This is a genomic window from Rhodocytophaga rosea (genome assembly GCF_010119975.1).
GTDB lineage: Bacteria > Bacteroidota > Bacteroidia > Cytophagales > 172606-1 > Rhodocytophaga > Rhodocytophaga rosea.
Map to the genome: position 1 here is coordinate 7,352,061 of NZ_CP048222.1, position 24,145 is coordinate 7,376,205.

A 24,145-nucleotide genomic window follows, 5' to 3' on the forward strand; every position below is an offset into this window, starting at 1 on the left:
TCTATCTAAATTTCGCATACTACTGATTAATATTAAGAACACACCCCAGGCTGTTCAGGGTGTATCGCTGGGGAATATCGTTTGTATTCCCTGTTCAAACGCTGAATATTTTTTCATCTGATACCGGTGGTGAATCACTACACCCAGTAAGAAAAGGAGAATACCTGAAATCGTGAAGCCATATACTGGTAAGAGATTTACGAACCGAAGAACCATGCCGGAAAATACGCCTATCAGTATACTGTTGATCACTGCTATCATTCCTGCATTGGTCACCAGGTGTTGCCAGAATGAGTGGGTAGGCATAATGCCCATATCGCGTACAGCACTCGCTACATCATCGTGAATAGAATGGATAAAATATGGTTTTAGCTTGGGAGCGAGCTCTACATAATAGTGGCGAATGCGGTTGATACCTCTGGAATGAACCATATTCTCAATGGCAGTCTGTATAGCCCGCTCAAAAGTAATCATTCCCAGGAAAAGCAGGCAAGGAAATAGCACCAGTCCGAATACGAAAAAAGCTTGTCCCATATCAGATACCTGGCCAATAAAAGCCAGGGCAACTACTGCACTGGAAACCGTACTCATAAACAGGGTTGCCCGCCCATTGGCTTCAGCGATGGTTGCAGCCTTAGCGGTTTGCAGTATAAAGTGTTCAGTGGTTAAAAACTGCAGGATTTGTTCCTGTGTAGCTTGATCAGGGAGAGTGGCCATAGCAGCAGGTTGAGGGTAAAATAAGAAGTTCCGGTTCCTGTTTTCAAAGATACACTTGCACATCTATAAAGCAAGCCACACTGGAGTAAGCTCTTTGCTAAATTAAGGGAAATCCTTTGCTTATAGTGGGAAATGTTCAGCTTATCTAGATAGGCTGCCCTTGCATTACTACTAAATAGTTTTAGAGGTTGTGGTCAAGGTTTATTTCTGTAAAAGTAAAGACTTGCTTTATGTCTGGCCGTCTTTACTATTCTTTTGCTTGCGCAAAAGACGGCAAAAACGAGAGTTTTTGAGCGGGCCTTGTGCTTAGCCTGTGTGGTAAAGCGAGAGCTTTGAGCCAGCTTTGTGTGCTGGTAACAAAACACTTGTGAGGAGAGAGCCGAAGCAAGCCAACAGAACCGAGCACGAGAGTGCGAAGGTTGCCTGCGTAACAGTTCTGGCAAAAATTAAAAATGCTTCCTGGCTTTTGCCAAAATAGGCGAGCTTCGTTTTATTTATCCTCTCACGCAAGGGACGTTTGTTTTATTTTTAGTTGTGATTACTTGCTTCGATGCGTATTCAAAAATTCTTATCTATCCGAAATCTCTAGAACTAATTCATTTAGATAGATTGAAAGTTCTTTTTAATACCGAGCTTTTTCATCCGTGCTTCCAGGGTAGTAGGCTTCAAACCCAGGCGCTGAGCAGCCCCAGACTTGCCCCGGATACGGCCACCGGTTTCTTGCAAAATATCCAGAATATGTTGCCGCTGATTCTCCAGAAAGGCATTTTCTATCTCATCCAAATTTACAGCTATTGGTTGAAAGTTAACAGGCGTATCATTATCACTTTCCTTAGGCAAGGTTATAGGTGTGACAAAACTTGGTATTACATCTAATTGTGACCCTGTGGCTATAATCACAGATTGTTCTACGATGTGTTCTAATTCACGGATATTGCCAGGCCAGGAGTGGTTCAGCAGATTTTGCATTACAGATGGGTGAATACTTTTAATAGTTTTACCCATTTTCCGGGCAAATTTGTCTGCAAAGCCATTCACCAGCAAAGGAATATCCTCCAGGCGTTCCCGCAATGGCGGAAGAAGCAATGGAAAAGTATTGAGCCTGTAATATAAATCTAATCGGAATTTACCCTGGGCTGCTTCCTGCCGCAGATTCCGGTTGGTAGCGGCAATTACCCGGATATCTAAATGAATGGTTTGTTTTCCGCCAATCCGTTCAATTTCATATTCCTGCAATACCCGCAATAACTTCGATTGAAGTTCAAGAGGCAGTTCGCCGATTTCATCCAGAAAAATAGTGCCGCCTTGTGCCAGTTCAAATTTTCCGATCCGCCGTTCGGTAGCCCCGGTAAATGACCCTTTTTCATGCCCGAATAATTCCGATTCGATAAGCTGGGAGGGCAGGGCAGCACAGTTTACTTTAATCAAAGGCCGGTTTTTCCGTCCCGACAAGTTATGAATCGCTCTGGCCAGCAGTTCTTTTCCTGTACCGGTTTCCCCTTGAATAAGCACGGTAGAATCAGTAGGAGCCACTTTGTGTACATCTTCTAATACTCGTTTAATAGCTTGCGACTGCCCTACTATTTCTGCCAGGGTAGGATCATAATTCAATTCCTGGATCAATAGCGAATTTTCCTGCCTCAGTTTTGTTTCCAGTACCTCTTTTTGCTCAAAAGCCAGCAACCTGCCGATCTGATGGGTGATCTGATTAGCGAGATCCGTTAAGATACGAAGGTCTTTGGCAGAAAATGCATGTTCGGTGCGGCTGCATACAATTAAGGTGGCATAGGCTTCATTGGGCAGACAAATGGGGATATACATGGCTTCTTTAATGCCCATCAGGTGCATAAACCGATTGGTGATCAGCCGCTTTTCGCTCAGCCGTACAAACTCCGCTCCGGCTACAATTCTGGGCGTCGTATATAACGTAAGATCTGTCTGGGCTGATTCCCGGTAGGTCTGTAAATCTAATCCGATAAAGTCAAGCAGTTCTTCCCGGTTCATCAATACAAGCCCTTCCGGCTGCCGGATCGCATTGTAGCCGCTGAGCAAAAAACCTGTATTCGTAGAAAAAGCCGGAATGGATAAAAAATCACAGGGTACCATGGTATTGATAGCAGCAGCAATGGTGAGAAACATCTGGCTGTAATCTTTTTCAGAAGTGAGTGCATTCATCACCACCAGTTGCATGGATTTCTCCCGTACCTGTTTTTCCAATATCTCAACACGCCAGGTCTGCTCTACGGCCATGGCCAGGCTTGTACACCGGAACTCCAGCCAGGTAGAGACTGTAGGTAAATAGGATGCGTCAGTAAATTGCATAACAACAGCACCCAGGAATTTACCTTTGTTGTGTAAGGGCATCGCAAGCCAGATGGCATGAGTCGCTGTTTCAAGAACTACTTTTCTCTTCTGGGTAAATATTTTCTCCTCTATCAGGGTATTGTTTTGTAATAGTATTCTTTTCCCAGGTGCAGGTTTTTCTACCCTTACATGTTTGTTTTCTTCTTTATACAAAGCCAGATGCAAAGTAGAAAATCCAAGCTCAGGTTGAAACGTATAAAGATAACTCACTATTTCCTGTAATTTCTGCATCCCAAGCAGCGATAGTAAAAAAGCAGGATATTCCTGCTGTAAAGTAACGTCAGGAGTCGTTTCTAAAGATGCAGTTTTCATAACCTGGAAATGTAAAAGAAGATGATTTCAGAAGCGAAACAAAGGTATTTGTCGATTGTTCTCCAGCTAAATTACAATATTTTAGTATAACTCTACTTTTTTTGGATTTTTTCTCTAAAATTATTGGAGTTACTTCTGAAGTTTCTTTAAATATTCCTACTCAAACTCACAATCATTCTACTAACTCCTGCTTTTTCATCGGCGATAACCTTGGCATTAAGATGGTACAAAACCATGTATAGCATCGAGATAAAAATGGAAATAACAGATATTACCCCAGGCCATCATTATAAATCCAAGGTATGGTTTATCACCGGTTGTCTGGCTGGAATGGGTAGGCATCTGGCAGAAGCAGTATTAGCGCGTGGTGATAAAGCAGTGATTACAGCCCGTGATATAACCAAATTTGCTTCATTACCGGAACGCTACCCGGAACAAACACTCGTGTTGCAGCTAGATGTAACCCACTCTCATAAAATTCCGGATATTGTTGCACAGGCGCTCATCCGTTTTGGACAGATAGATGTACTGGTGAATAATGCCGGGTATGGATTGCAGGGAGCCTTGGAAGAAATTACTATGGAGCAACTCCGACGCCAGTTCGATACCAATTTCTTTGGGATGGTGGAAGTAACCAAAAATATTCTTCCTCATATGCGGGAGGCTGGGAAAGGACATATCATTAATATTTCCAGCATTGCCGGAGGCTTAGTAGCCACTCCTAAATTAGGAGCCTATCACGCGACCAAATTTGCGGTAGAAGGCTTGTCGGAAGCACTGGCACAGGAAGTGAGTCCGCTGGGAATAAAAGTAACTGTAGTAGAAATGGGTGCCCAGCATACCGACTGGTGGGGAAATTCACTGATCCGCACAGAAAATATTATTGAAGACTACATTCACACAAGTAATCAACACTTTTCCGATTCGGGTACTACCCGTTTACTCAGCGATCCTAAAGCAACCGCTGAAACGATTATGCAGATTGTGGATATACCATCTCCTCCATTGCATCTGGTATTAGGAAAAGATGCCTTGCTGAAAGTGAGGCAAAAGCTGAATGCCTTCCAAAAAGAAATTACAGACTGGGAAGATATTTCCCAAACTACCTCTTTCAAAGAAAACCAGGTATAGCTGAGTTTTCTTAGTAACAGTTCAACCAATAAAATCTAACACACCAACACATTAAAACTTATGTGGATTGTACGATTAGCCCTCAACCGGCCTTATACGATTGCGGTAATGGGACTTCTTATTCTGATAATGGGTGTCGTTTCCATTATGCGGATGCCTACCGATATTTTTCCAAGGATCAACATTCCGGTGATTACTGTAATCTGGACGTATCGGGGGCTTTCTACGGATGAAATGGAAAAGATGATCACCAATTTCAGTGAAACGGCTACTACCAATAACGTAGGCAATATCCGGCAAATGGAATCCCAGACGCACAATGGTATTTCTGTGATCAAAATTTATTTCCAGCCGGAAGTACGTATAGAAGAAGCTTTGGCACAGGTAACAGCCATTGCCCAGACGATCCGGGTACGGATGCCCCCGGGAACACAGCCGCCTTTAATTGTGCGGTATAATGCCACCGAAGTGCCTATTTTGCAGTTAGGCCTCTCCTCAGATAGTTTAACTGAATCGCAGGTAACTGACTATGCCAATACCAGGATGCGTCCGCAGATTTCTACGGTGCAAGGTTCGAGAATGTCGCTTCCTTTCGGGGGAAAAACACGCCAGATCATGGTAGACCTGGACCCGGAAAAACTGGTAGCACACGGATTAACGCCGGAAGATGTGGTTAATGCTGTTTCTATGCAGAATCTGACTCTTCCCAGTGGACAGGCCAGGTTTGGTGATAGGGAATATAATGTCCGCTTAAATACAAAACCGGAAGTACTCTCTACGCTTAACGATATTCCGGTAAAACAGGTAAATGGGGTAACATTGCATATGCGGGATGTGGCGAATATACACGATGGAGCCTCTATTCAATCGAATGTAGTGAAACAGGATGGCGTAAGAGGTGCTTTGTTTAGTATTGTAAAAATAGGTAATGCTTCTACCACAGAAGTAGTGGATAAAATCCGGAACGAGATTCTGCCAATGGTTAGGGGGGCTGCTCCCAAAAACCTGAAGATCATCGAACTGTTCGACCAGTCTGTTTTCGTACGGGCATCTATTCATGGGGTGGTGGTAGAAGGCGTAATTGCTGCCTTGCTTACGGCCACCATGATTTTACTCTTCCTGGGAAGCTGGCGGAGTACCCTGATTGTAGCGATTTCGATTCCGCTATCCATTCTCTTTTCCTTGATTGTATTGTTCCTGTTAGGGGAAACCCTCAATATCATGACCCTGGGCGGACTTGCCCTGGCGATTGGTATTCTGGTAGATGATGCGACAGTAACCATTGAAAATATTCACCGGAACCAGGAACTGGGTTTACCCTTGCGGAAAGCCATTATAGAAGGAGCCCATCAGATTGCTACACCAACACTGGTAGCTACCCTAACGATTTGTATTGTATTTGTTTCGGTACTATTTCTGGAAGGGCCGGCAAGGTTCCTCTTTGGCCCCATGGCCATGTCGGTAGTGTTTGCGATGCTGGCTTCTTACCTGTTATCTCGTACTCTGGTACCCATGCTGGCTGACTTGATGCTTCCAGCTGAAGAACAGGCACATACACAACATACTGGTGAGGAATCCAGAAAGCAAAACTGGTTTAGCCGGGTTCATACCCGTTTTAACCGATCATTCGGGAGATTGCAGAACAGCTACCTGAATACCCTGGAATGGAACTTGAATAACCGGAAAAAAGTATTAGGCATATTTGTAGTGGTGCTGGTTGGCACTATTGCCATGGTTCCGTTTGTGGGCAGAGACTTTTTTCCAGGGGTAGATGCTGGCCAGTTCCGCTTACACTTACGTGCACCTGCTGGCTCCCGTCTGGAGGAAACCGAGCGCATTGCTGCCCAGGTAGAAAAAGTGATCCGCCGCCATATTCCTAGTGAAGAAATATCTACCATTATCAGTAATGTGGGGATGACCAGTGAAGGATATAACCTTACGTTCACGGATAATTCTTCCATTGGCTCTGCGGATGCTGAATTACTGGTGGCCCTGAACGAAGAAAAAACCAAGCAATCTTCCGCCTATATCCGGGAGCTACGCAATATCCTGCGGGATGAAATGCCTGGCGTAACCTTTTTCTTCCAGCCTTCTGATATTGTAAGCCAGATTTTGAATTTCGGTTTAACAGCGCCCATCGACATTCAGATTGCAGGCTTTGACCGGAAGAATAATTTAAAAATTGCCCGTGCTATTGAACAACGCCTGGCACAAGTACCTGGAGCCGTAGATGTGCGGCTGCATCAGGTAATGGATGCGCCGGAACTTTTTGTAGATATTGACCGCGAACGGGCTAGTCAGCTGGGGTTGAATGAGCAGAAGATTGCCAGCAATATGATGATCTCCTTAAGTGGTACTACCCAGGTAACACCCAATTTCTGGGCAGATCCCCAATCAGGATTTCCCTATCTGATAGCGGTACAAACGCCTCCTTTCCGGCTCAATTCTATGGAGAAAATGCTGCAAACACCGCTAGTCGTGAACTCAGATATGGCTACGCCTCAACTGTTGAGCAATGTAATGCACGTGCAGCGGAAAGTGGCCCCTGTGATTATTAACAGGGTAAACATGCAGCCGGTATATGATGTGTATGCATCTGTGGAAAGAACGGATCTGGGTTCTGTGTCCAGCGAGATTGAAAAGATTATAGCCGAATACTCATCACAACTACAGCCAGGGAACAGAATTGTTGTTCGCGGACAAGTAGAAAGTATGAACAGCGCTTTCTTCAGGTTAGGTATCGGATTGGTTTTCGCAGCCGTAATTGTGTACTTACTCATGGTGGTGAATTTTCAGTCGTTCCGCTTGCCCTTCATCATTATTACTGCTTTGCCTGGTGCGATGTGTGGCATGGTGTGGATGCTTTTCCTGACACATACGCCATTTAGTATCCCTTCTTTAATGGGGGCGATTATGAGTGTGGGGGTAGCAACGGCCAATAGTATTCTGATGGTAAACTTTGCTTCGGATACCTTAATGGAAGGCACAATGACGCCCTGGCAGGCAGCTTATGAAGCAGGCCGCACCCGTTTACGTCCGATTTTGATGACTGCCCTTGCGATGGTAATCGGGATGTTGCCGATGTCTTTAGGCTTAGGTGAAGGCGGAGAACAGAATGCGCCTTTAGGACGGGCAGTAATCGGAGGCTTGTTACTGGCCACCTTTACCACCTTGCTGTTTGTACCGGTGGTGTTCAGTTACCTGGCCAGACGCAGGGTACCAGTTGCGGAGATATAATTCAATAGTCAATTCATTTTCAATCTTAATATTCGACCACTCATTTATAATATAAATCTATATGCAAACAAGACGTAAAATCATGCTTTGGTTGGTGCCGGTGGGGCTGATTCTGTTGTTTCTCTTTGTGGGTGTATTGCCCCGCATCCGCAACCAGCAGGAATTACAGGCCGCTGTGGAGAAAGAAAAAAACCGCATTGTACAGGTAAACACCACTATCGCTTCCCGTTCGGATGCGACCAGTAACCTTACCTTGCCTGGACAAATTCAGCCTTTACGCGAAACACCCATATATGCCCGTACCCAGGGTTTTCTAAGAAAACGGCTCGTCGATATTGGCAGTCAGGTAAAGAAAGGGCAATTGCTGGCAACCTTAGATGCACCAGAACTGGATCAGGACATTATCCGGGCGCAGACAGATGTAAAGCTGGCAAAAGCCAACCTGGATAGGGTAGAGAGTGTTTCTTTGCCGGGAGCTGTTTCCCAGCAAGATGTTGATAACCGGCAGGCACTGTACGAAATGAACCAGGCAAATTTGCGCCGCATTGAAGTATTGAAAGGTTTACAGGAAATCAGAGCCCCTTTCAATGGCGTAATTACTTCAAGGAACACAGAACAAGGTTCATTGATTTCGGTGGGGAATACCATTCCTTTGTTCACCATTTCACAGCTGGATACTTTACGGGTGTATACCGATGTGCCGCAATCTTATTACCGCTATATTCAGGTTGGGCAAACAGTTGAGGTACGGGTTCCTGAATTTCCAGGTAAAGTGTTTTCCGGTAAAGTAGTCCGTACGGCTGAGGCTTTACGTTCCCAGTCCCGCACCTTGCTTACCGAAGTAGTGATTCCTAACTCAACCCGTGAACTGGTATCCGGCTTATATGGACAAGTCAACTTCCAGTTAAGTCAGGCTGAACCGCCGGTAGTGATTCCTGCCAATACATTATGGATCACACCGGAAGGGCCACAAGTAATGCTGGTAAAAGATGACAATACCCTGCAGGTACAACGGGTAGAAATCTCCCGTGATTTTGGAACTACGCTGGAAATCGGGAGCGGCTTACAAGGGGGAGAACGACTGGTGGTGAACCCATCAGATAATTTGCAGCAAGGGCAGAAGGTACAACCAAGAGCACCTGCGAATGCAAAAATGGCTTCTGCCAATGCAAGCCACTAAAGGTTTTTAAACGCAAACCAATGTGCTATCCAGCAGGGGTAAACAGGCTTATGGTTCATTCCGGCTGACCTTTATACACAAAAACGTTACTGATGAAAAGATTCAATATATATATTATAGGTGCGCTTTTATGGCTGCATGCCTCCCTGGGTTTTGCCCAGTCGGGAGATATAGCAGCTGAGAAATGGAAATGGCAGTCTGCTTCTTCACAAACGGCAGCAATTCCAAAGGATAACCAGTGGTGGAAAGTATTTAATGATTCAACCCTGGATTCACTCATTGAACTGGGTTTAGCTAATAATCTGGATTTAAAAGCGATTATGAGCCGCCTGGACGAGGCTCGGACCAGGGTAAAAGTTGCCCAGTCGTATTATTTGCCATCTGTGCGGTTAAGTCCCTATGTGGCCACACAAAATCTGGCCCCTAACCGTCCGGTAGCCATTCAGCTTCAAGATGGGCAACAACTTAGCCGTTTTACTTTAAACACGTATCAGATTCCTCTCGATGTGAGCTATGAGCTGGATATATGGCAACGGATCGGGAAGCAGGTACAGGTAAATCAGTTGTTAGCCCAGGCCACAGAAGCTGAGCAACAAACAGTACGCTTGATTGTTACTTCTGAAATTGCCAGAATCTATCTGCTGTTACGTACCACAGATACTGAAAAGTTTGTGTTAGAAAGAAGCATGAAATTGCGGGATTCTACCCTGGCTGTGGTACAGGAACGCTTCAAGGCTGGACTGATTACGCAAATGGATGTACAACGTGCCGAAACAGAAGTTGCCAATATACGGGTGCAATTACAAGGCATTCAACGCAGCCGGACAGAACTGGAGTTATCAATAGGCGTGTTAACAGGCGTTCCCTCAGCCTCTATTTTTATTAATGAAGCACCCCTACCTGAAAACCTGCCAGTAGTTCCGGTAACTACGCCAGCACAGGTATTACTCCGGAGGCCGGATTTATTGCAATCGGAACGGCTAGTAGAAGCGGCTAATGAGCAGATCAAAATCAATAAAACTGCCCTGCGCCCACGCTTAAGCCTGGTTGGCTCAGCTGGATTAATTTCACAGGAACCCGGAAATTTATTGTCAGCCAATAGTGCTACGTATCTGTTGGGAGCCAGTGTATCGGTGCCTATTTATGAAGGGAACCGTAACCGGAATAATGTGCTCATTGCCCAGCACCAGGCACAGGCTATATCTGCCACCTATCAGCAACGGGTACTTACAGCAGGACGGGAGATAGAAACGGCGCTTGCTAATCTGCAGATTCTCTCGGAACAGATAAACAGCCAGCAACAGGCATTAGAATCTGCCCGAAGAACCAGGCTGTATGCCCATGAACTCTATGTGAAGGGATTAACGACTTTTCTGGAAGTAGTAGATGCCGAACGAACCACTCTGGAACTGGAAAGGCAGGCAGTTAATCTGAAAGGACAGCAGGCGATCTATACAATCTCCCTCATCAAAGCAATTGGCGGAAGCTGGTAAGGAAATTGTTTTATTCTTTACTTTTCAACGTTTAGCAAACTCACAGACGGTGAGAGCCAGAAAGAATGTATATCTTAAGGGATATCCATATATCAACAGGTTGCTAAGGCACTTGATAGCTACATATACTCAATAAGTTTGATTTGCTCAAACGATTGGATTTGATTGCTCCGATCTGTTTTCATGTTCGAACAGGTTTATGTTGGCAACCACTTGTCCATGGTCTGTAACATAAAATGGTTTTCTGTCAGAGGAAATGGTTTTGTCAATGATATGGTCGTTATAAAGCCGGACATCAATAATTCTTCCGATCTTTTTTGTATTCAACTCCGCAAAGTGATTGCTGATGAAAATATTATCCAGGCTTTCATAATGGCCATTGTGGATATAGGTATAATGATAGTTTTCTATACTTTTTCGTGCCTGCACATCTTTGCTGTTTTGAAATACATGTTTCCACCGGTTTATTTTTTCCTCTACGGGCAGTTGATGAAAAGGAGGTTCTCCTAATATCGCCTGACTGGTAACAGCCGTATCGTTGTCATTTAAATCTCCTAAGATAATAATGGGTTTTGATTCATTTTTAGCGATTTCATCAGATAGAATCTGCCGGATGCCAGCCGATTCAATGCCCCGGCGAATGAGGGAACGGATTTTTCCTTTCGCCGCCTCAAAGTAACTTGCTGAGTCCGGGGTAATTCCTTCAGGAAGCGTAGGACGTTTCGATTTCAAATGAACCACACAAACCAGCATAGAAATCCTGGCCGTTAATTGTATTTCTGCCATCAGTACTCCTCTCGAAAACCGATTTATGGGAATAAGAATGGGGGTGCTTTCCAGGTTTGGATCTAATGCATTCTCGTCAAAAAAATCAAAAACAAAAGGTATACCTTCGATTACTTCGGCTCGCAGGATAGGAAACCTGCTTAAAATGGCGTTTACCGGCCTTATTCCGGTAGGCTTGGCAACAAACAGGTGCCAGTTTTCAAAGGTAGTGCCGGTTAAACAGTCTCTTAAGGCTTTTTCTTCAAAAATTTCCTGGAAGCCTATAATGTCTGCGTTCATTTTCAGAAGCTGGCTTTTAATCCAGGAAATTTTGAGTTCGTATCCTTGCGAAGTGAAACGTGGGTGAGACTCCTCATAAATCGGACGATTAGCGGTAATCAGGTTTTCTACATTAAAAGTGGCTACTGAAAATTTCATAGGTGTTGTATCGATAAATATTTAAGGATGAACATAAGTTTTTATATACGGATTATTTATCAAATCCATTGAAACCCTTTTAGAAAGTATACAGGTAAGCAGATTACTTAAAATTGAGAGAGCAACTCTGGATTATCCTACAGCCGCAATTTATTAACTCAGGAATAGGGTCAGGGTAGAATTTTTTTCAAGATTATAGAAAAACATGTAAGGATTAGAGAAAATTATATAGATTGGCAGCAAGAATATATGTAACTGTTTAACAATATCTTACTGGATTGGAAGCGGCTGGTGAATCATGAATAAACTCTTTCTATTAGATCCACTGAATCCATTAAACCAGTACTTGTTGCTTATCAAACAGTTTTGTTGAATAGCCTTCTTTCACTACTACCTGGCAGGTCTTTACTTACTTTGCACACGATAACCTTTTTATATTTATGCGCCACAAACCCTCCTTCCTGATTTTCATAAGTGTACTCTTTTGTATGACCAGCTGTGATCAGATCCTTGATTTACTGGAAGAACACAAACCAGATGATCCTAAGATAGAATTGTTTGCTTCGGGACTTGTAGCTCCCTTAGGAATAGAAGTGGATACAAAAGGACAATTATGGGTAACTGAAGCCGGCACAGGAACAGCTAATAATGGAACACTTTCCTTTATTACACCTACAGGAATCGTACACCCAGTAGTGGAAGGTTTTCCATCCACGGTTAGTCCGGAAGGCGCTGTTTTTGGGCTCAATCACCTGCTGTTGAAAGGCGACACACTGTTTATGTTACATGGCACAGAGGGCAAACTCTATAAATTCAATATTTCAGAATATGCCCCTGGCGATGCGCCCTTACAAGCCAGCACTTTAGCCTATGAAGACATTGGTACGTTTGTGAAAGAATATTCTTTTGAAGAAGATACAGATGAAACTGACATTTTTAACCTGACAATCGGGCCTGAAGGAGATATTTTTATAGTAGATGCGGCTGCCAATGCGGTGATCAGAAGAGATGCGATCACTGGCCAGTTAAGTGTGTTTGCCAGTATTCCTCCCATTGATAACCCTTCCGGCGAACCGGTTCAGGTGCAAGCGGTGCCTACAGGTATTGTCTTTGATGGCCAGAAATTTCTGGTAGGTACTTTTACCGGTTTCCCGTTTCCTGCCGGAAAAGCTACTATCTATCAGGTTGATGTATATGGGAAAACCTCCGTTTACCAGAGCGGCCTGTCGGTTCTCACTGATATTGAATTAGGATTAGATCATAAACCCATCGTAACAGAATATGGCACTTTTACAGAAGAAGGTTTTGCTGCTAATTCTGGAAAGGTAATACGTTCAGCCAAGGGACAAAATAAGGCATTGCTTTCAGGTTTAAACTTTCCTAATTCCATTGAAAGAGGCGGGCTAAAAACCTATTATCTGGCCAATACCTTTGATGGGGAAATACAGAAAATTACTTTCTGAGGATAATCCTTAAGAAAGATTTTCAGTGGAAAGGCTCTATCTATGCAACTACTGAAAAGCAGTTATATCGGCCTGATCTGCTCCTGGTTCATTAAGTTTACTCTTTCCAGATGAGCCCATCCTGGCGAATGTGCCAGTTAAAAGTGCCTTTTTTACTTTTTGCTGTGATTTCGAATAAGCTTGGGGTACAAAATAGTTTTGGCTCAAACACATACTCTTTGATAGTTGGTGGAGCTACTTTTAAATCAGAAAGGTTAGTAGTATAACGTTTATGCTTTTTTTTCCATTGTTGTTGCGCATAATATAGCTGGCGAAGCGCCCACTTAATGGGTTCTTCGTCAGATGCTATAAAAGTATCCTGGCTGTTGCCTACCTTGTTCGTGGAAAATTGTACAAAACCCCAGCTTTCTGGGCGATGCATATTAATTACTCCCTGAGGAGACCATACCCAGTTATCTTCCGGATAGCTCTTGGAGGTGGCAGGATCAATCTTCTTTTGATGGTGCTGATTAATAATTTCTGTTTGCCATTCTACCCTTGAAAAATTTACGCGCCATTGCTCTCCATGTTCCGGTTTGCGGTTAGCAAAAGCCACTTCCTGTAATACATCCCAGGGGAAAGCCATTTCTATGGTCCAATATTGGTCTTTTGTAGCGGGATCATTTAATGAACCTTCTATATGAATGCCAGCTTTCAGTCCTTTTATATTCCAATGATTAATAGGTTTGCCGCCATCCCGGTAAGGTTTGGTAAGCAGCAGATCCCATTCGGTGCCAAGGGCATTAATTTCAAATTCCAGGTAATTATGCGTATCTCCATCCGGGTCAATAAAGACCTCAAAATCATTATCATGAAAAATAACTGATTCCCGCTCTGTTAACGTAGCCCAGATCTCGGGTTCGTATAGCTGGGCAGCTATATAAAAGTATTGCTGATCCCATAACATTTTTACTTGCGTTTTAAACCGGGGAGCAGGCTTCAGCGCACCTTCGATATCTACAAACTCTTTCGTCCAGCTGGCATTTGCCCAATCCTGTTCCGAAAGTTTGCCGTCTATTTGCAGAGGTGTATGGGTTTGATAACAGATATAATGTTCAGGAGAAAAACCTGGAGAAGACCCCTGTGCCAATAAGCTATAAGGAAGGAGGAGCAAAAATAACCGCTTCAGTAAAAATGATATCACCTTGCAAGTTTAATGAAAATACACACGCACAGGTAAAATGCCATGCTTTTAATGACCGAAAAATCTTCCCTGCGCATGAACTATCATCTATTCACAAAATACCTCACCCTATTTTGGCCTAATGCTTAATTTCGCTGAGCATTGGTTTTAAAAGAAACTTGTTTGATAATCAGCGCTATCGAACGGCCATTCCATTAACATATCAGTAACAAATATTCACCAGCTGTTAACACCTTTATTTTCTATTCTTTTCCATATTTGCTTAATGCGCTTACAATCAGTAAATGCAATTTCTCCTTCATAAACTATTCATCCCAATGCGTTTATTTCTCTGCCATGGCATTATTAACAACTTATAAGGATATATGATAGTCAGAATTTTATCGCGTTCCTATGAATAAACAGGCTACAGTACCACGTAGAGTATTCCTTAAAACAAGTGCTTTATTTGGCGGAGGGCTTTTGCTTTCCTTTTTCATTCCTGCTCAACCCAACAAAGTAACATCCGGTCCTATACCATTTACACCCAATACGCTTCTTCATATTGGGGAAGATGACAGCATACATATTATTCTGACCAAGGTAGAGATGGGACAAGGCATCGGCACAACTTTGGCTATGTTAATTGCTGAAGAGCTGGATTGCGATTGGAAAAAGATAAAAATCAGGCACAGCCCCGCAGGGAAACAGTTTGCTGACCCCGATTGGGGACAATCTACCGGAGGGTCTACATCAACTTTATCTGAGTTTGACCGCTATCGCCAGGTGGGTGCTACAGCCAGGGTTATGCTTATTGAAGCAGCGGCCAACAGGTTTGGTGTAAAACCAGCGGATTGTTCGACAGAGAATGGATATGTCATTATCAAAGGCAAAGAGATTCGCTATGGTGATTTAGCCTCAGAAGCGGCGGCAATACATGTTCCTGCAGTGCAACTCCGCCAGCCAAAAGAGTGGAGATACATCGGTAAATCCCAGAACCGATTAGATATCCCGGATAAGATAAATGGGAAAGCTATTTATGGTTTGGATATACATTTTTCAGGTTTGCTTACTGCAGTAGTGGCACATGCACCAATTTTTGGTGCAAAGGTAAAATCTTTTGATGCAAGCCGTGCCATGGCTATACAAGGTGTCCGGGATGTGATACAGATTCCTTCTGGCATTGCTGTACTGGGAGACCATTACTGGGCTGCTAAAATGGGCCGTGATGCCTTAAAAATTGAGTGGGAACTGGGAGAAAATGTAAAGATTAATACCCAATTACAGGTAGAAGAATACCGCAGGATTGCCAAAACACAAGGGACATACTCGCAACAAAAAGGAGATACATCTGCTGCCTTACAAAAAGCGTCTCATGTACTAGAAACCGAACATACAGTGCCTTACCTCGCTCATGCTCCGATGGAACCTTTAAATTGTACGGTCAAGCCAGGGAAAGATAGCTGCGAAATCTGGGTCGGAAACCAAAATCCTCTCTTGTTTCAACAGATTGTGGCAGACCTGTTAGGTATGAAGCCTGAACAGGTAAGTATCCATACCCCTGAGATCGGAGGTAGTTTTGGAAGAAAAGCATCATTTGATGCCGATTGGGTAGTAGAAGCTGTACACATTGCCAGGATTAGTGGAAAGGCTGTTAAACTGGTATGGTCGAGAGAGGATGATATCCGGGGCGGATATTATAGGCCACTCTATCTGCACAGGGCTGTTATTGGTATAGGAAACGATGGCTATCCTTCAGTATGGCAACACCATATTGTCGGACAATCCATCTTTGCTCATACGCCTCTGGACAAACTTATTATTAAAGATAGGATAGATTACAGTTCCGTTGGAGGTGTCCATGGATCACCCTACATAAATCCTGTTCCTAACCATAATGTTGCCTTACATACCACTACCGTAGGCGTACCGGTTTTATCCTGGCGATCAGTAGGACATAGCCATACTTGTTTTGTAATGGAAACCCTGATAGATGAACTGGCTTTTATGGCAGCAAAAGATCCACTCGATTACAGGTATGCATTGCTAAAAGACCATCCCCGCCATCTGGCAGTGCTTACATTAGCTGCGGAAAAGGCTGGATGGAGAAAGCCACTACCTCCTGGCATGTTTCGGGGAATAGCGGTACATGAAGCCATGGGCAGTTACGTTTCACAAGTAATAGAAATATCTATTCAGAATCGAAAGCTTCGAATTCACCGGGTGGTGTGTGCCATTGATTGCGGCCTTGTTGTAAACCCGGATGGCGTACGGGCACAAATGGAAGGTAGTATTGTATTTGCACTTACGGCCGCATTGTATGGGGAAATAACGTTAGAAAAAGGACAGGTAAAACAAAGCAATTTTCATGATTACCGCATGTTACGTATTCATGAAATGCCTGAAATTGAAATACATATTGTGCCTGGTACAAAAGGTATGGGTGGTGTAGGTGAACCTGGTGTTCCCCCGGTGGCTCCAGCTTTATTGAATGCCATTTTTGCAGCTACCGGAAAAAGGCTTCGACGTTTACCAGTCCGGATCGAGGATACAGATAAATAATATGGGATGATTAGTACACATGATTGCCCAGTATATAATCCCGTGTGCTTTCGGCAATGTCACTCACCCGGAGTATCAGTTCCTCGGCTACTTCCATATCTCTGAGGGTAGAAAGCAGATGCTCTTTTACCACATCAAAATGCAACTCATTTAACCCTATCTCCAGCAGATTTTTGTGGGCATCACTCATGCTTTTTCCACTATATTTCAGCGGCGCACCAAAAGCATATGCCAGAAAAGCTTTTTGTTTGGCATGCTGGGTTTTCATGTGCGTCCAGCGGAAAAAATGGCTAATGCGATCATCTGCCAGTACTTTGTTGTAAAAAATTTCTACGGCTGCGTCTACCGCATACATTCCTCCGATTTTCTCGAAAAGACTTTTGTCATCCATTGTGTTCATGATAATAAATTTTTAGTGAGGTAGCAGTCAATCTATCCGGTAGAGACCTTACACAACAACCTGGCGGTAGACAACAGAGATAAGTTCTTATAATATAAAAAGCCAGGATGTAAGTTGTGTCACCACTGTGAGGATGGTGACACAACTGAGAGGTGGAGTATTTTGATTATTTCAGATCTGACAGAAATTCATATACGCTAGCAATGCAAAATCAAGCAAGGTGCAGTACACTATATTATTTCTTTTTTCCTTCCAGCAGCCATCCTACATATACTATCTTCCATTGTCCGTTCTGCTTTTCCAGAAACCGGGTTTCCCGGCTGAGTCCAGGCATATCCATCACCGGCTCTCCGGTATCAGTGCCATACTGGTCGAACGTGACCCAGGCTGCATCCTGTAATATTCTCATATTGATGTTCTCTCTTTTTACATTCTGAGGGTTGGGTTCCGGAAATTCATCCATATACCCTTTGGTTCTGGACCTCTTTCTTCCCATCCTTTTACTACCGTTACCCCACCATCTTTCCACCATCCCATCGTCCGGATATAAGGTTCATGAACCCAGCAGGCAGCCCATTTCTCATAATCTTTATCCCAGAATGCCTTAGACTCATTTTCTATTACCTGTAAAATTTGTTCCCTTTCTTTTGGATAGTCTATAGTGTTGGGCTGGGTAGGTTTACTATTAAAAGAGGCCAAAGCGGCTAATAAGCCAAGACAGGTTACCAAAAGTGCAACGAAAGTTTTCATTTTTATTGATTGTTTTAGGGTTGATTAATTGCTTTTTGTTATTCTGTAAATATTGCAAGGGTAAACACCTCAGCATTGTTCTTTCCTGTCTCGCTAAAGAATATCCTTTATAACTGGACTATAAAATATCAGCTGACAGGTGATAATATATTTGTGACTGATTGAAATCGGCGTATACCTAATCATTAATGCTGCTGCCTGGTTTTGAAAGGATTCTCAGCTCATGTCTGCTGATATTATAAAGATAGATCAGGAAATTTTTTGTGATAACACCGGTCTCTCAGATATTACCACGTATGTAAAAAGGCAAAAAGTAGAGAAACTGTGTTATTAAATTATAATTGAGAATTTCTATTCGATTCACTCGACAGGAAAGTATTATTATGATGCCTGCTGTTTTACATATTCAGAAGGCAGCAATCCGAATTCCTCTCTGAAAGATTTTGAAAAATAAGACATGTTGCTGAATCCGGATAAATAGGCAGCTTCCGCTATCTGAAGGCCAGGTTGACCTAACAGGTCTGCGGCTCTTTTCAGCCGGATGGACCGGATAAAATCAGACGCCGACTGGCCGGTAAGGGCCTTGAGTTTCCGGTGGAGCTGCATCCGGCTCATGCCTATCTCTTTTTGAAGCATTTCTACGGTAAAGTTCTCATTCGCAATCTGATCTTCAATTATACGCACAGCCCGCTCTAAAAACTCAGCCTCCCGGTCTGGGATGGTCGGGGAGGTAGGTTGTAAAATTACTTCCCTGCTATATTTGACCCTCAGCCTGTTCCGCTGGGTGAGTAAACTGTTAATTATTGCCTGTAATTCTTCAAAGATGAATGGCTTCACCAGATATTGCTCTGCACCGGTAGAAAACCCTTCTCTTTTTGATGCGCCATCATCTTTAGCCGTAAGCATAATAATAGGAATGTGGCTAGTCATAGGGTTCTCCTTCAGGTACCGGGTTAGTGACATTCCGTCCATAACCGGCATGGTAATATCTGTAATGATCAGGTCAGGAACAGTTTTTATGGCCATACGCAGTGCCTCCTTTCCCTCTTTTGCCAGCCTCACCTGAAAGCTTTCCGCTAATTGCTGCCTGAGGTAATTTCTGAGTTCATCATGGTCTTCAACCAGTAAAATAGTTGGTTTGCTCGCATTTTCCTCCTCTTTTTCAACAGTCATTACACAATCTAGAGCCTGTACAGGTAAACTCAATTTTTCCTGCGACTGGCTTATCGTGATTCCTGTAAACGTGTGAGGGTAATTTTGCATAGGCTCATAAGCCAGGGGTAAGATTACTTCAAAGCAAGTGCCCTTACCTTCAGAACTTTTGAGGCTGATCGATCCTTTGCATAGATCGACCAATTCCTTTGTAAGCGCTAGTCCGATGCCGGTTCCCTCGAAAGACCTGGTTTGCAAATTGTCAATCTGGTAAAAACGGTCGAATATTTTATTTTGCAAATGTGCCGGAACGCCCAGTCCTGTATCAGTTACTACCATTTTAAGCTTATGATCCAGCTCAAAAGCTATCTCAATTTTTACTTTTCCACCTGGAGGAGTAAATTTAATGGCATTCGAAAGTAAATTATATACAATCTTCTCCAGTTTATCGGCATCAAAAGGCACCATAAGTTCCTGATCTGGAATGTCAATGATATACTCTATGCCTTTATTTGCGGCAAGTGCCTGAAAAGAACCGGCTGTATGGCTTAGGAAACTAATAATATTTCCATTGGTGAGTTCTACAGAGAGCATACCTACTTCGGCCTTAGCAAGGTCCAATAGTTGATTCACCAGTTTTAACAATTGGTGGGCATTCCGTTCCATCATCATCATTTCCTCTAATGAAATTTCCTCTTCTTTCTTCTGAAGCGGCGCCAGAATCAGGTGCAATGGCGTACGGAATTCATGAGAAATATTAGCAAAGAACTTAGATTTGATCTGGTCGAGTTTTTTAATGTGTTCGGCCTCCAGTTGCAGAAGTTTTGCTTTTTCTGCGGCTTCATCTGCCCTAGCTTTAGCTATTTTACTGCTGCAAATGGCTGCAATGGTTTGCAAGGCTTCCAGGTGGTGCTGCCGGAAGAAACCTTTTTCCGGATGCTCAGAATCAATCACACCGATCACCTTATCGTGGAGAAGTAAAGGCACAGTTAGTTCAGCATAGCGTATCTGGTCATCTACCAGATAACGGGAGTCAAGGGATGTGTCTTCAATCAGTTCTGCCCGGCCTGTCAAAGCCACACTTCCTACAATTCCTTTCCCTAATGGTATCTGAAGGGGTTCAAAGATGGTGTAATCCTGTGGGTTTTTAATGCCGTAGGCGGCTTTCTGCACCAATACGTTTTGCTGTTCATCCAGCAGGTAGATCACACAATCCACAAAACCCAAGCGGGAAATACAATTCTTGGCTACATCCCAGAGAATTTCCTCCACCGTATTTTTTCCGTAGAGTGAAGCTGCAAAATAATGAATGGTTTCGTCTATGTTCCGGCGGAACTGCAAATTCTGTAAAAGGGAGTATTGTTCATTCTCCAGTGAAAGTTTCAGGTTTTTATGTTTTAACTGATAGCGGTTGAGAAACAATATACCCATCAGGCAGCCGATCAGAAAAAAGGCAATCAGCCATAGCATAAGCATAATTAGTCGATTTAAATATCCTTGTTGCGGGTCCGGAAGGAAGTTTTGCAGGCCAGGTTATTAACTTTTGTCCTCAATAGTGACCGGCCTGCCAGGTAGGGAAGTTCTTCACAATAGGCTTTCCCAGGTGTATATGTCTGTTGATACAATAGTACCAGTACATCGCTTGTAGGAGAAATCCATATAAGAGAATTTTACAAAGCTTGTCCTGGCCAATCAAGGCAATTGGTTTGCTGATCAGCTTAACTTGATTTTCTGAAAATGTTTGAAGAAAAAGCTTTAAATAAATTCTCTTTCCAATACGCTGACTATGGCCGGAAAGGAAACAAACTATGAAGCACCTAATTGCCGCTTGAAATCTGCATGGTTCCAGGTGATGGTTATCTGGTCGATCAGGTTTTCATTATTTAAATGGAAAATGAAAATATGATCACTATCAAAAGAAAGGCCTTTGCTGGGAATATCCGCAAAATCTTTTGCCTGGGTTCCCCTGATCACCACCTGGCAACGAACCGTATCTTCGCCTTCAGCAATGGCGGCATCCAGGGTGTTATCAATATCCGGAAAGCAATCTATGAGTGCCGTCCAGATACCTTTGCCCAGTTGGCTGATGGTACCCTTGCCATTTTCACCCAGAGGGATAAAATGAACGGTGCCATCCGGTTCGCATAAGGAGAGCATCTTGTCAATATTCTTTTGCTGGTAAGCAAACAGGAATTCAACACAGGTATTTTTTAAGCTCAGGGTTTGTAGTTCTTTTGTTTTCATAAAAATAAATGTATTAGGTAGAATTTAAAATATTATTGGTTTTACTTGATTTGCTGAATTGTTATGTGTTGCCATTTAAACCATAGCTGATGCATTTAGGAATTAGCTGATGAGCACAATATGCAAGTTCCACTGTTTCCACAACCAATGGCTGCATATGGTTTTTAATCCCTTTTTATATACACAAAGATAAAGCGAATCCCTGACCGGGTATTGTAAGAATGCGGCAAGTTCATTGTAAAAATGCGGCAATTTTTATTTTAGCGTCTGGGAGACAGGCTTCCCACCAGGTGAACAAGTTCTTTGTTTTCCTCCAGATATTGCTGGGGCGTCCTTCCGGTAAACTCGATAAAATCTTTAATAAAATGAGACTGATCGTAGTAAGTAGACTGATTTAACAGCAAAGGCCAGTTCACTTTTTGTTTGCCTGCAATCTGATGAAAGAGATAAGCCATTCGCCGGATGCGGGCATAATATTTAGGGCTCAACCCCACTTTTTTAAAAAATTGACGCTCGAAATTCCTCCGGGACATGTATACTCCTTCCATCATCTCTTTTACATTCAACATGCCATTTTTTAACATAATCAAATCTGCCGCTTTGTCAATGAAGTCGGGCCTGGGCTGATTGGTTTGATAATAATGTAGGGTAAATGATTCGAGTAACTTTACCTTTTCGATTGCCTGGGAAGCACTGGCTAACAATGCTTTGTATTTGTGTATTAAAGTGGCTGGAAAAACCTGAGTCAAATCAATCCGCTCCTCAGTATATTGGTAGGTAGGCAGGTCAAATAAGGTGGCAAGGGCTGCCGGTTTCAATACAATGCCAGCCTGCGAAATAGTGCCTTGCAAAAAAAGTTTATAACTGTAAATAGCCTGTCCGGCAACAAATTGCTGAGGAACCAGTAATTTTTCGTACTTTTTATTTTGCAGGTAATAAGGATCACCGCCGTTAAATACAATGGAACAAAAACCACTGGGGGGTGATTCTACCATCAGATTGTCAATGGGTTGATTCTGGGAATCCCATATAAAGTAGCATTCTACAAAAGGTGCTAGTTCACTGCAAGGACTATATCTTTGATAGATCATGACAGATCCCGGAGAGAATAAATAAACGCAAAAAAGGCTGTTCAGAAAAGAAGACTAATATAAAGTAACAAAAACTCCTTTGAATTCGCTAACTAAACTTTGATTGTTTTAAACAGGGGTTGAAAAGGATCTATTATAAGGAGTAATGCCTGGTTTACTTTCCACTATTGTATCAATGCACACGGCATTATTAAGATAAGGATGCAGATGGTAAGCCAATGCCATACAGTAGTATTTTACTGTTAACCATTGCCGGTATTTTGTACTATATCATTACAAGTTATGATATACGAAACTAACAAATAAGCCCGATGAAACCTGAAAAAAAATACGGCCTATACCTGCTATTATATATCTTTTTCTGTGCATTATGTCTGCTACTGGATAGCTGTAGTATGAAAATCATCGCCTTTATAACAGTAGAATCTGAATTTGTCAGTTCTAACTTGCTATCTTTGAGAGGAGGATAATAGGTATATTTAGTGATAACGCGGTTCAATTCCCAATGCTTACCTCTGAAACAGGGGTAGGGGACTTATCTAGGATTCATGCTCATTAATTTTTCTAAGAGTATAGGATCATTCTTCTATAGTTATAGGCGGGTAGAATTTTCAAAAAGATGAATACTTTTCCTCTCATTCTAAAAATAGGTTTACTATTATAAATGTTCGATTTTCGCCTGAAAGTATTCTACACAGTTGCCAGGAGGCTTAACTTTACCAAAGCTGCTGAAGAACTACTCATCTCACAGCCGGCTGTTACCAATCACATCAAAGAGCTGGAAAGCCAGTTTAACCAGGCTCTTTTCGAACGCAGAGGCAATAAGGTGCTGCTTACAGCTGCCGGAAAAGTGCTGCTCAAACATACGGAGGCCATACAGGAAATTTACCGGCAAATAGAATTTGATCTGGGCCGGTTAAACCAGTCTTTTCAGGGAGTATTGCATGTAGGTGCCAGTACATCCATCGCCCAGTATGTCTTGCCCCCGTTTTTAGCCAGGTTTCACAGGCTGCACCTGGAAGTAAAAGTGGAGCTTTTTAATGGCAATACCGAACTCATTGAACAGGCATTACTCGATAAACAGATAGAAGTGGGAGTCATCGAGGGAAAATCCAAACGAAGGGAATTGCATTACACCCCTTTTTTAAAAGATGAAATTGTGCTGGTGTGCAGCAGTAAAAATCCGTTGGCTAAAAAAGAAGAAATCAGCCTGGAGCAACTCACGAAGATTCCTCTTTTGCTCAGAGAGCCTGGGTCTGGCACACTGGAGGTGATTGCAGATGCCTTAAAACAAAAGGGTATACGCCTGTCGGACTTACTTGTAGAAATGCAGTTGGGAAGTACAGAAGCCATCAAGTCCTACCTGCAACATTCTGATTGTATAGCTTTTTTATCTTTACATGCTATATTGAAGGAACTGGAAAGTGGAACGATCAAAATTATAGAAATTAAAAAGTTTAGTATTCACCGTACTTTTTACTTTATCACTCCCCAGGGACAGGAAGGTGGTTTACCTGCGCTGTTTATCCGCTTTTTGCTACAGAATCATAATCTTTAATTATTTAATTTTTTCGGTTACAAGCTTAGCGGTAAAATGAGGTTAGGCTTTTTATTCATAAATACTGCATAATTTTAAGTTTGTTTTGACGATGTTTTCTCGTACACCTGCCTCGTCTTCTTCAAT

The 24,145-nt window shown here is 42.9% G+C and carries 17 protein-coding genes; 7 read left to right on the forward strand and 10 right to left on the reverse strand.

Going from position 1 to position 24,145, the window contains the following annotated elements; translation table 11 throughout:
• Positions 1-54: 54 nt before the first annotated feature.
• Together GXP67_RS30225 and GXP67_RS30230 are read right to left on the reverse strand one after the other, a co-directional pair.
• Positions 55-717: a hypothetical protein gene (locus GXP67_RS30225; protein ID WP_162446593.1), complete on the reverse strand. Its 663-nt coding sequence runs from the start codon at positions 715-717 to the stop codon at positions 55-57.
• A gap of 600 nt (positions 718-1,317) precedes the next feature.
• Positions 1,318-3,393, reverse strand: coding sequence for a sigma-54-dependent Fis family transcriptional regulator (locus GXP67_RS30230; protein ID WP_162446594.1), 2,076 nt, complete (start codon positions 3,391-3,393; stop codon positions 1,318-1,320).
• A gap of 234 nt (positions 3,394-3,627) precedes the next feature.
• On the opposite strand from GXP67_RS30230, the gene GXP67_RS30235 reads away from it, so the two are divergent.
• From GXP67_RS30235 to GXP67_RS30250, 4 genes are all read left to right on the forward strand, one after another.
• On the forward strand, positions 3,628-4,524 hold the full coding sequence (locus GXP67_RS30235) for an oxidoreductase (RefSeq protein WP_197901583.1): 897 nt from the start codon (positions 3,628-3,630) through the stop codon (positions 4,522-4,524).
• 60 nt (positions 4,525-4,584) lie between these two features.
• Positions 4,585-7,761: an efflux RND transporter permease subunit gene (locus GXP67_RS30240; RefSeq protein ID WP_162446595.1), complete on the forward strand. Its 3,177-nt coding sequence runs from the start codon at positions 4,585-4,587 to the stop codon at positions 7,759-7,761.
• 61 nt (positions 7,762-7,822) lie between these two features.
• Positions 7,823-8,941 carry an efflux RND transporter periplasmic adaptor subunit gene (locus tag GXP67_RS30245; protein ID WP_162446596.1) on the forward strand — a complete coding sequence of 373 codons (1,119 nt, stop codon included), beginning with the start codon at positions 7,823-7,825 and terminating at the stop codon, positions 8,939-8,941.
• Between the two features lie 92 nt (positions 8,942-9,033).
• Positions 9,034-10,434, forward strand: a complete 1,401-nt coding sequence (locus GXP67_RS30250) for an efflux transporter outer membrane subunit (RefSeq protein ID WP_162446597.1) — start codon at positions 9,034-9,036, stop codon at positions 10,432-10,434.
• A 147-nt stretch (positions 10,435-10,581) separates the two neighbouring features.
• On the opposite strand, the gene GXP67_RS30255 is transcribed toward GXP67_RS30250, so the two are convergent.
• Positions 10,582-11,637, reverse strand: coding sequence for an endonuclease/exonuclease/phosphatase family protein (locus GXP67_RS30255; protein ID WP_162446598.1), 1,056 nt, complete (start codon positions 11,635-11,637; stop codon positions 10,582-10,584).
• Between the two features lie 440 nt (positions 11,638-12,077).
• Between GXP67_RS30255 and GXP67_RS30260 the strand changes: the two genes are divergently transcribed.
• Positions 12,078-13,100: a ScyD/ScyE family protein gene (locus tag GXP67_RS30260; protein ID WP_162446599.1), complete on the forward strand. Its 1,023-nt coding sequence runs from the start codon at positions 12,078-12,080 to the stop codon at positions 13,098-13,100.
• A 97-nt stretch (positions 13,101-13,197) separates the two neighbouring features.
• Here the strand turns inward: GXP67_RS30260 and GXP67_RS30265 are convergent, their stop codons facing one another.
• Positions 13,198-14,283 (reverse strand): carbohydrate-binding family 9-like protein, encoded by a 1,086-nt coding sequence (locus GXP67_RS30265; protein WP_232064681.1) that lies wholly within the window; start codon positions 14,281-14,283, stop codon positions 13,198-13,200.
• Positions 14,284-14,676: 393 nt separating this feature from the next.
• Here GXP67_RS30265 and GXP67_RS30270 point away from each other — a divergent pair, with 393 nt between their 5' ends.
• Positions 14,677-16,824, forward strand: coding sequence for a xanthine dehydrogenase family protein molybdopterin-binding subunit (locus GXP67_RS30270; RefSeq protein WP_162446600.1), 2,148 nt, complete (start codon positions 14,677-14,679; stop codon positions 16,822-16,824).
• A 10-nt stretch (positions 16,825-16,834) separates the two neighbouring features.
• On the opposite strand, the gene GXP67_RS30275 is transcribed toward GXP67_RS30270, so the two are convergent.
• The 6 genes from GXP67_RS30275 to GXP67_RS30300 all read right to left on the reverse strand — a co-directional run bounded on the left by GXP67_RS30275 (position 16,835) and on the right by GXP67_RS30300 (position 22,461).
• Entirely contained in the window at positions 16,835-17,224 is a 390-nt protein-coding gene (locus tag GXP67_RS30275) for a group I truncated hemoglobin (protein WP_162446601.1), read from the reverse strand.
• Positions 17,225-17,459: 235 nt separating this feature from the next.
• Positions 17,460-17,633 (reverse strand): hypothetical protein, encoded by a 174-nt coding sequence (locus GXP67_RS30280; protein ID WP_232064682.1) that lies wholly within the window; start codon positions 17,631-17,633, stop codon positions 17,460-17,462.
• A 17-nt stretch (positions 17,634-17,650) separates the two neighbouring features.
• Positions 17,651-17,974 (reverse strand): hypothetical protein, encoded by a 324-nt coding sequence (locus GXP67_RS30285; protein WP_162446603.1) that lies wholly within the window; start codon positions 17,972-17,974, stop codon positions 17,651-17,653.
• A gap of 381 nt (positions 17,975-18,355) precedes the next feature.
• Positions 18,356-20,602, reverse strand: a complete 2,247-nt coding sequence (locus GXP67_RS30290; RefSeq protein ID WP_162446604.1) for an ATP-binding protein — start codon at positions 20,600-20,602, stop codon at positions 18,356-18,358.
• A 330-nt stretch (positions 20,603-20,932) separates the two neighbouring features.
• Positions 20,933-21,370 carry a nuclear transport factor 2 family protein gene (locus GXP67_RS30295; protein ID WP_162446605.1) on the reverse strand — a complete coding sequence of 146 codons (438 nt, stop codon included), beginning with the start codon at positions 21,368-21,370 and terminating at the stop codon, positions 20,933-20,935.
• Positions 21,371-21,630: 260 nt separating this feature from the next.
• Entirely contained in the window at positions 21,631-22,461 is an 831-nt protein-coding gene (locus tag GXP67_RS30300) for a DUF6597 domain-containing transcriptional factor (RefSeq protein ID WP_162446606.1), read from the reverse strand.
• Positions 22,462-23,125: 664 nt separating this feature from the next.
• Between GXP67_RS30300 and GXP67_RS30305 the strand changes: the two genes are divergently transcribed.
• Positions 23,126-24,019 (forward strand): LysR family transcriptional regulator, encoded by an 894-nt coding sequence (locus GXP67_RS30305; RefSeq protein ID WP_162446607.1) that lies wholly within the window; start codon positions 23,126-23,128, stop codon positions 24,017-24,019.
• Positions 24,020-24,145 lie beyond the last annotated feature (126 nt).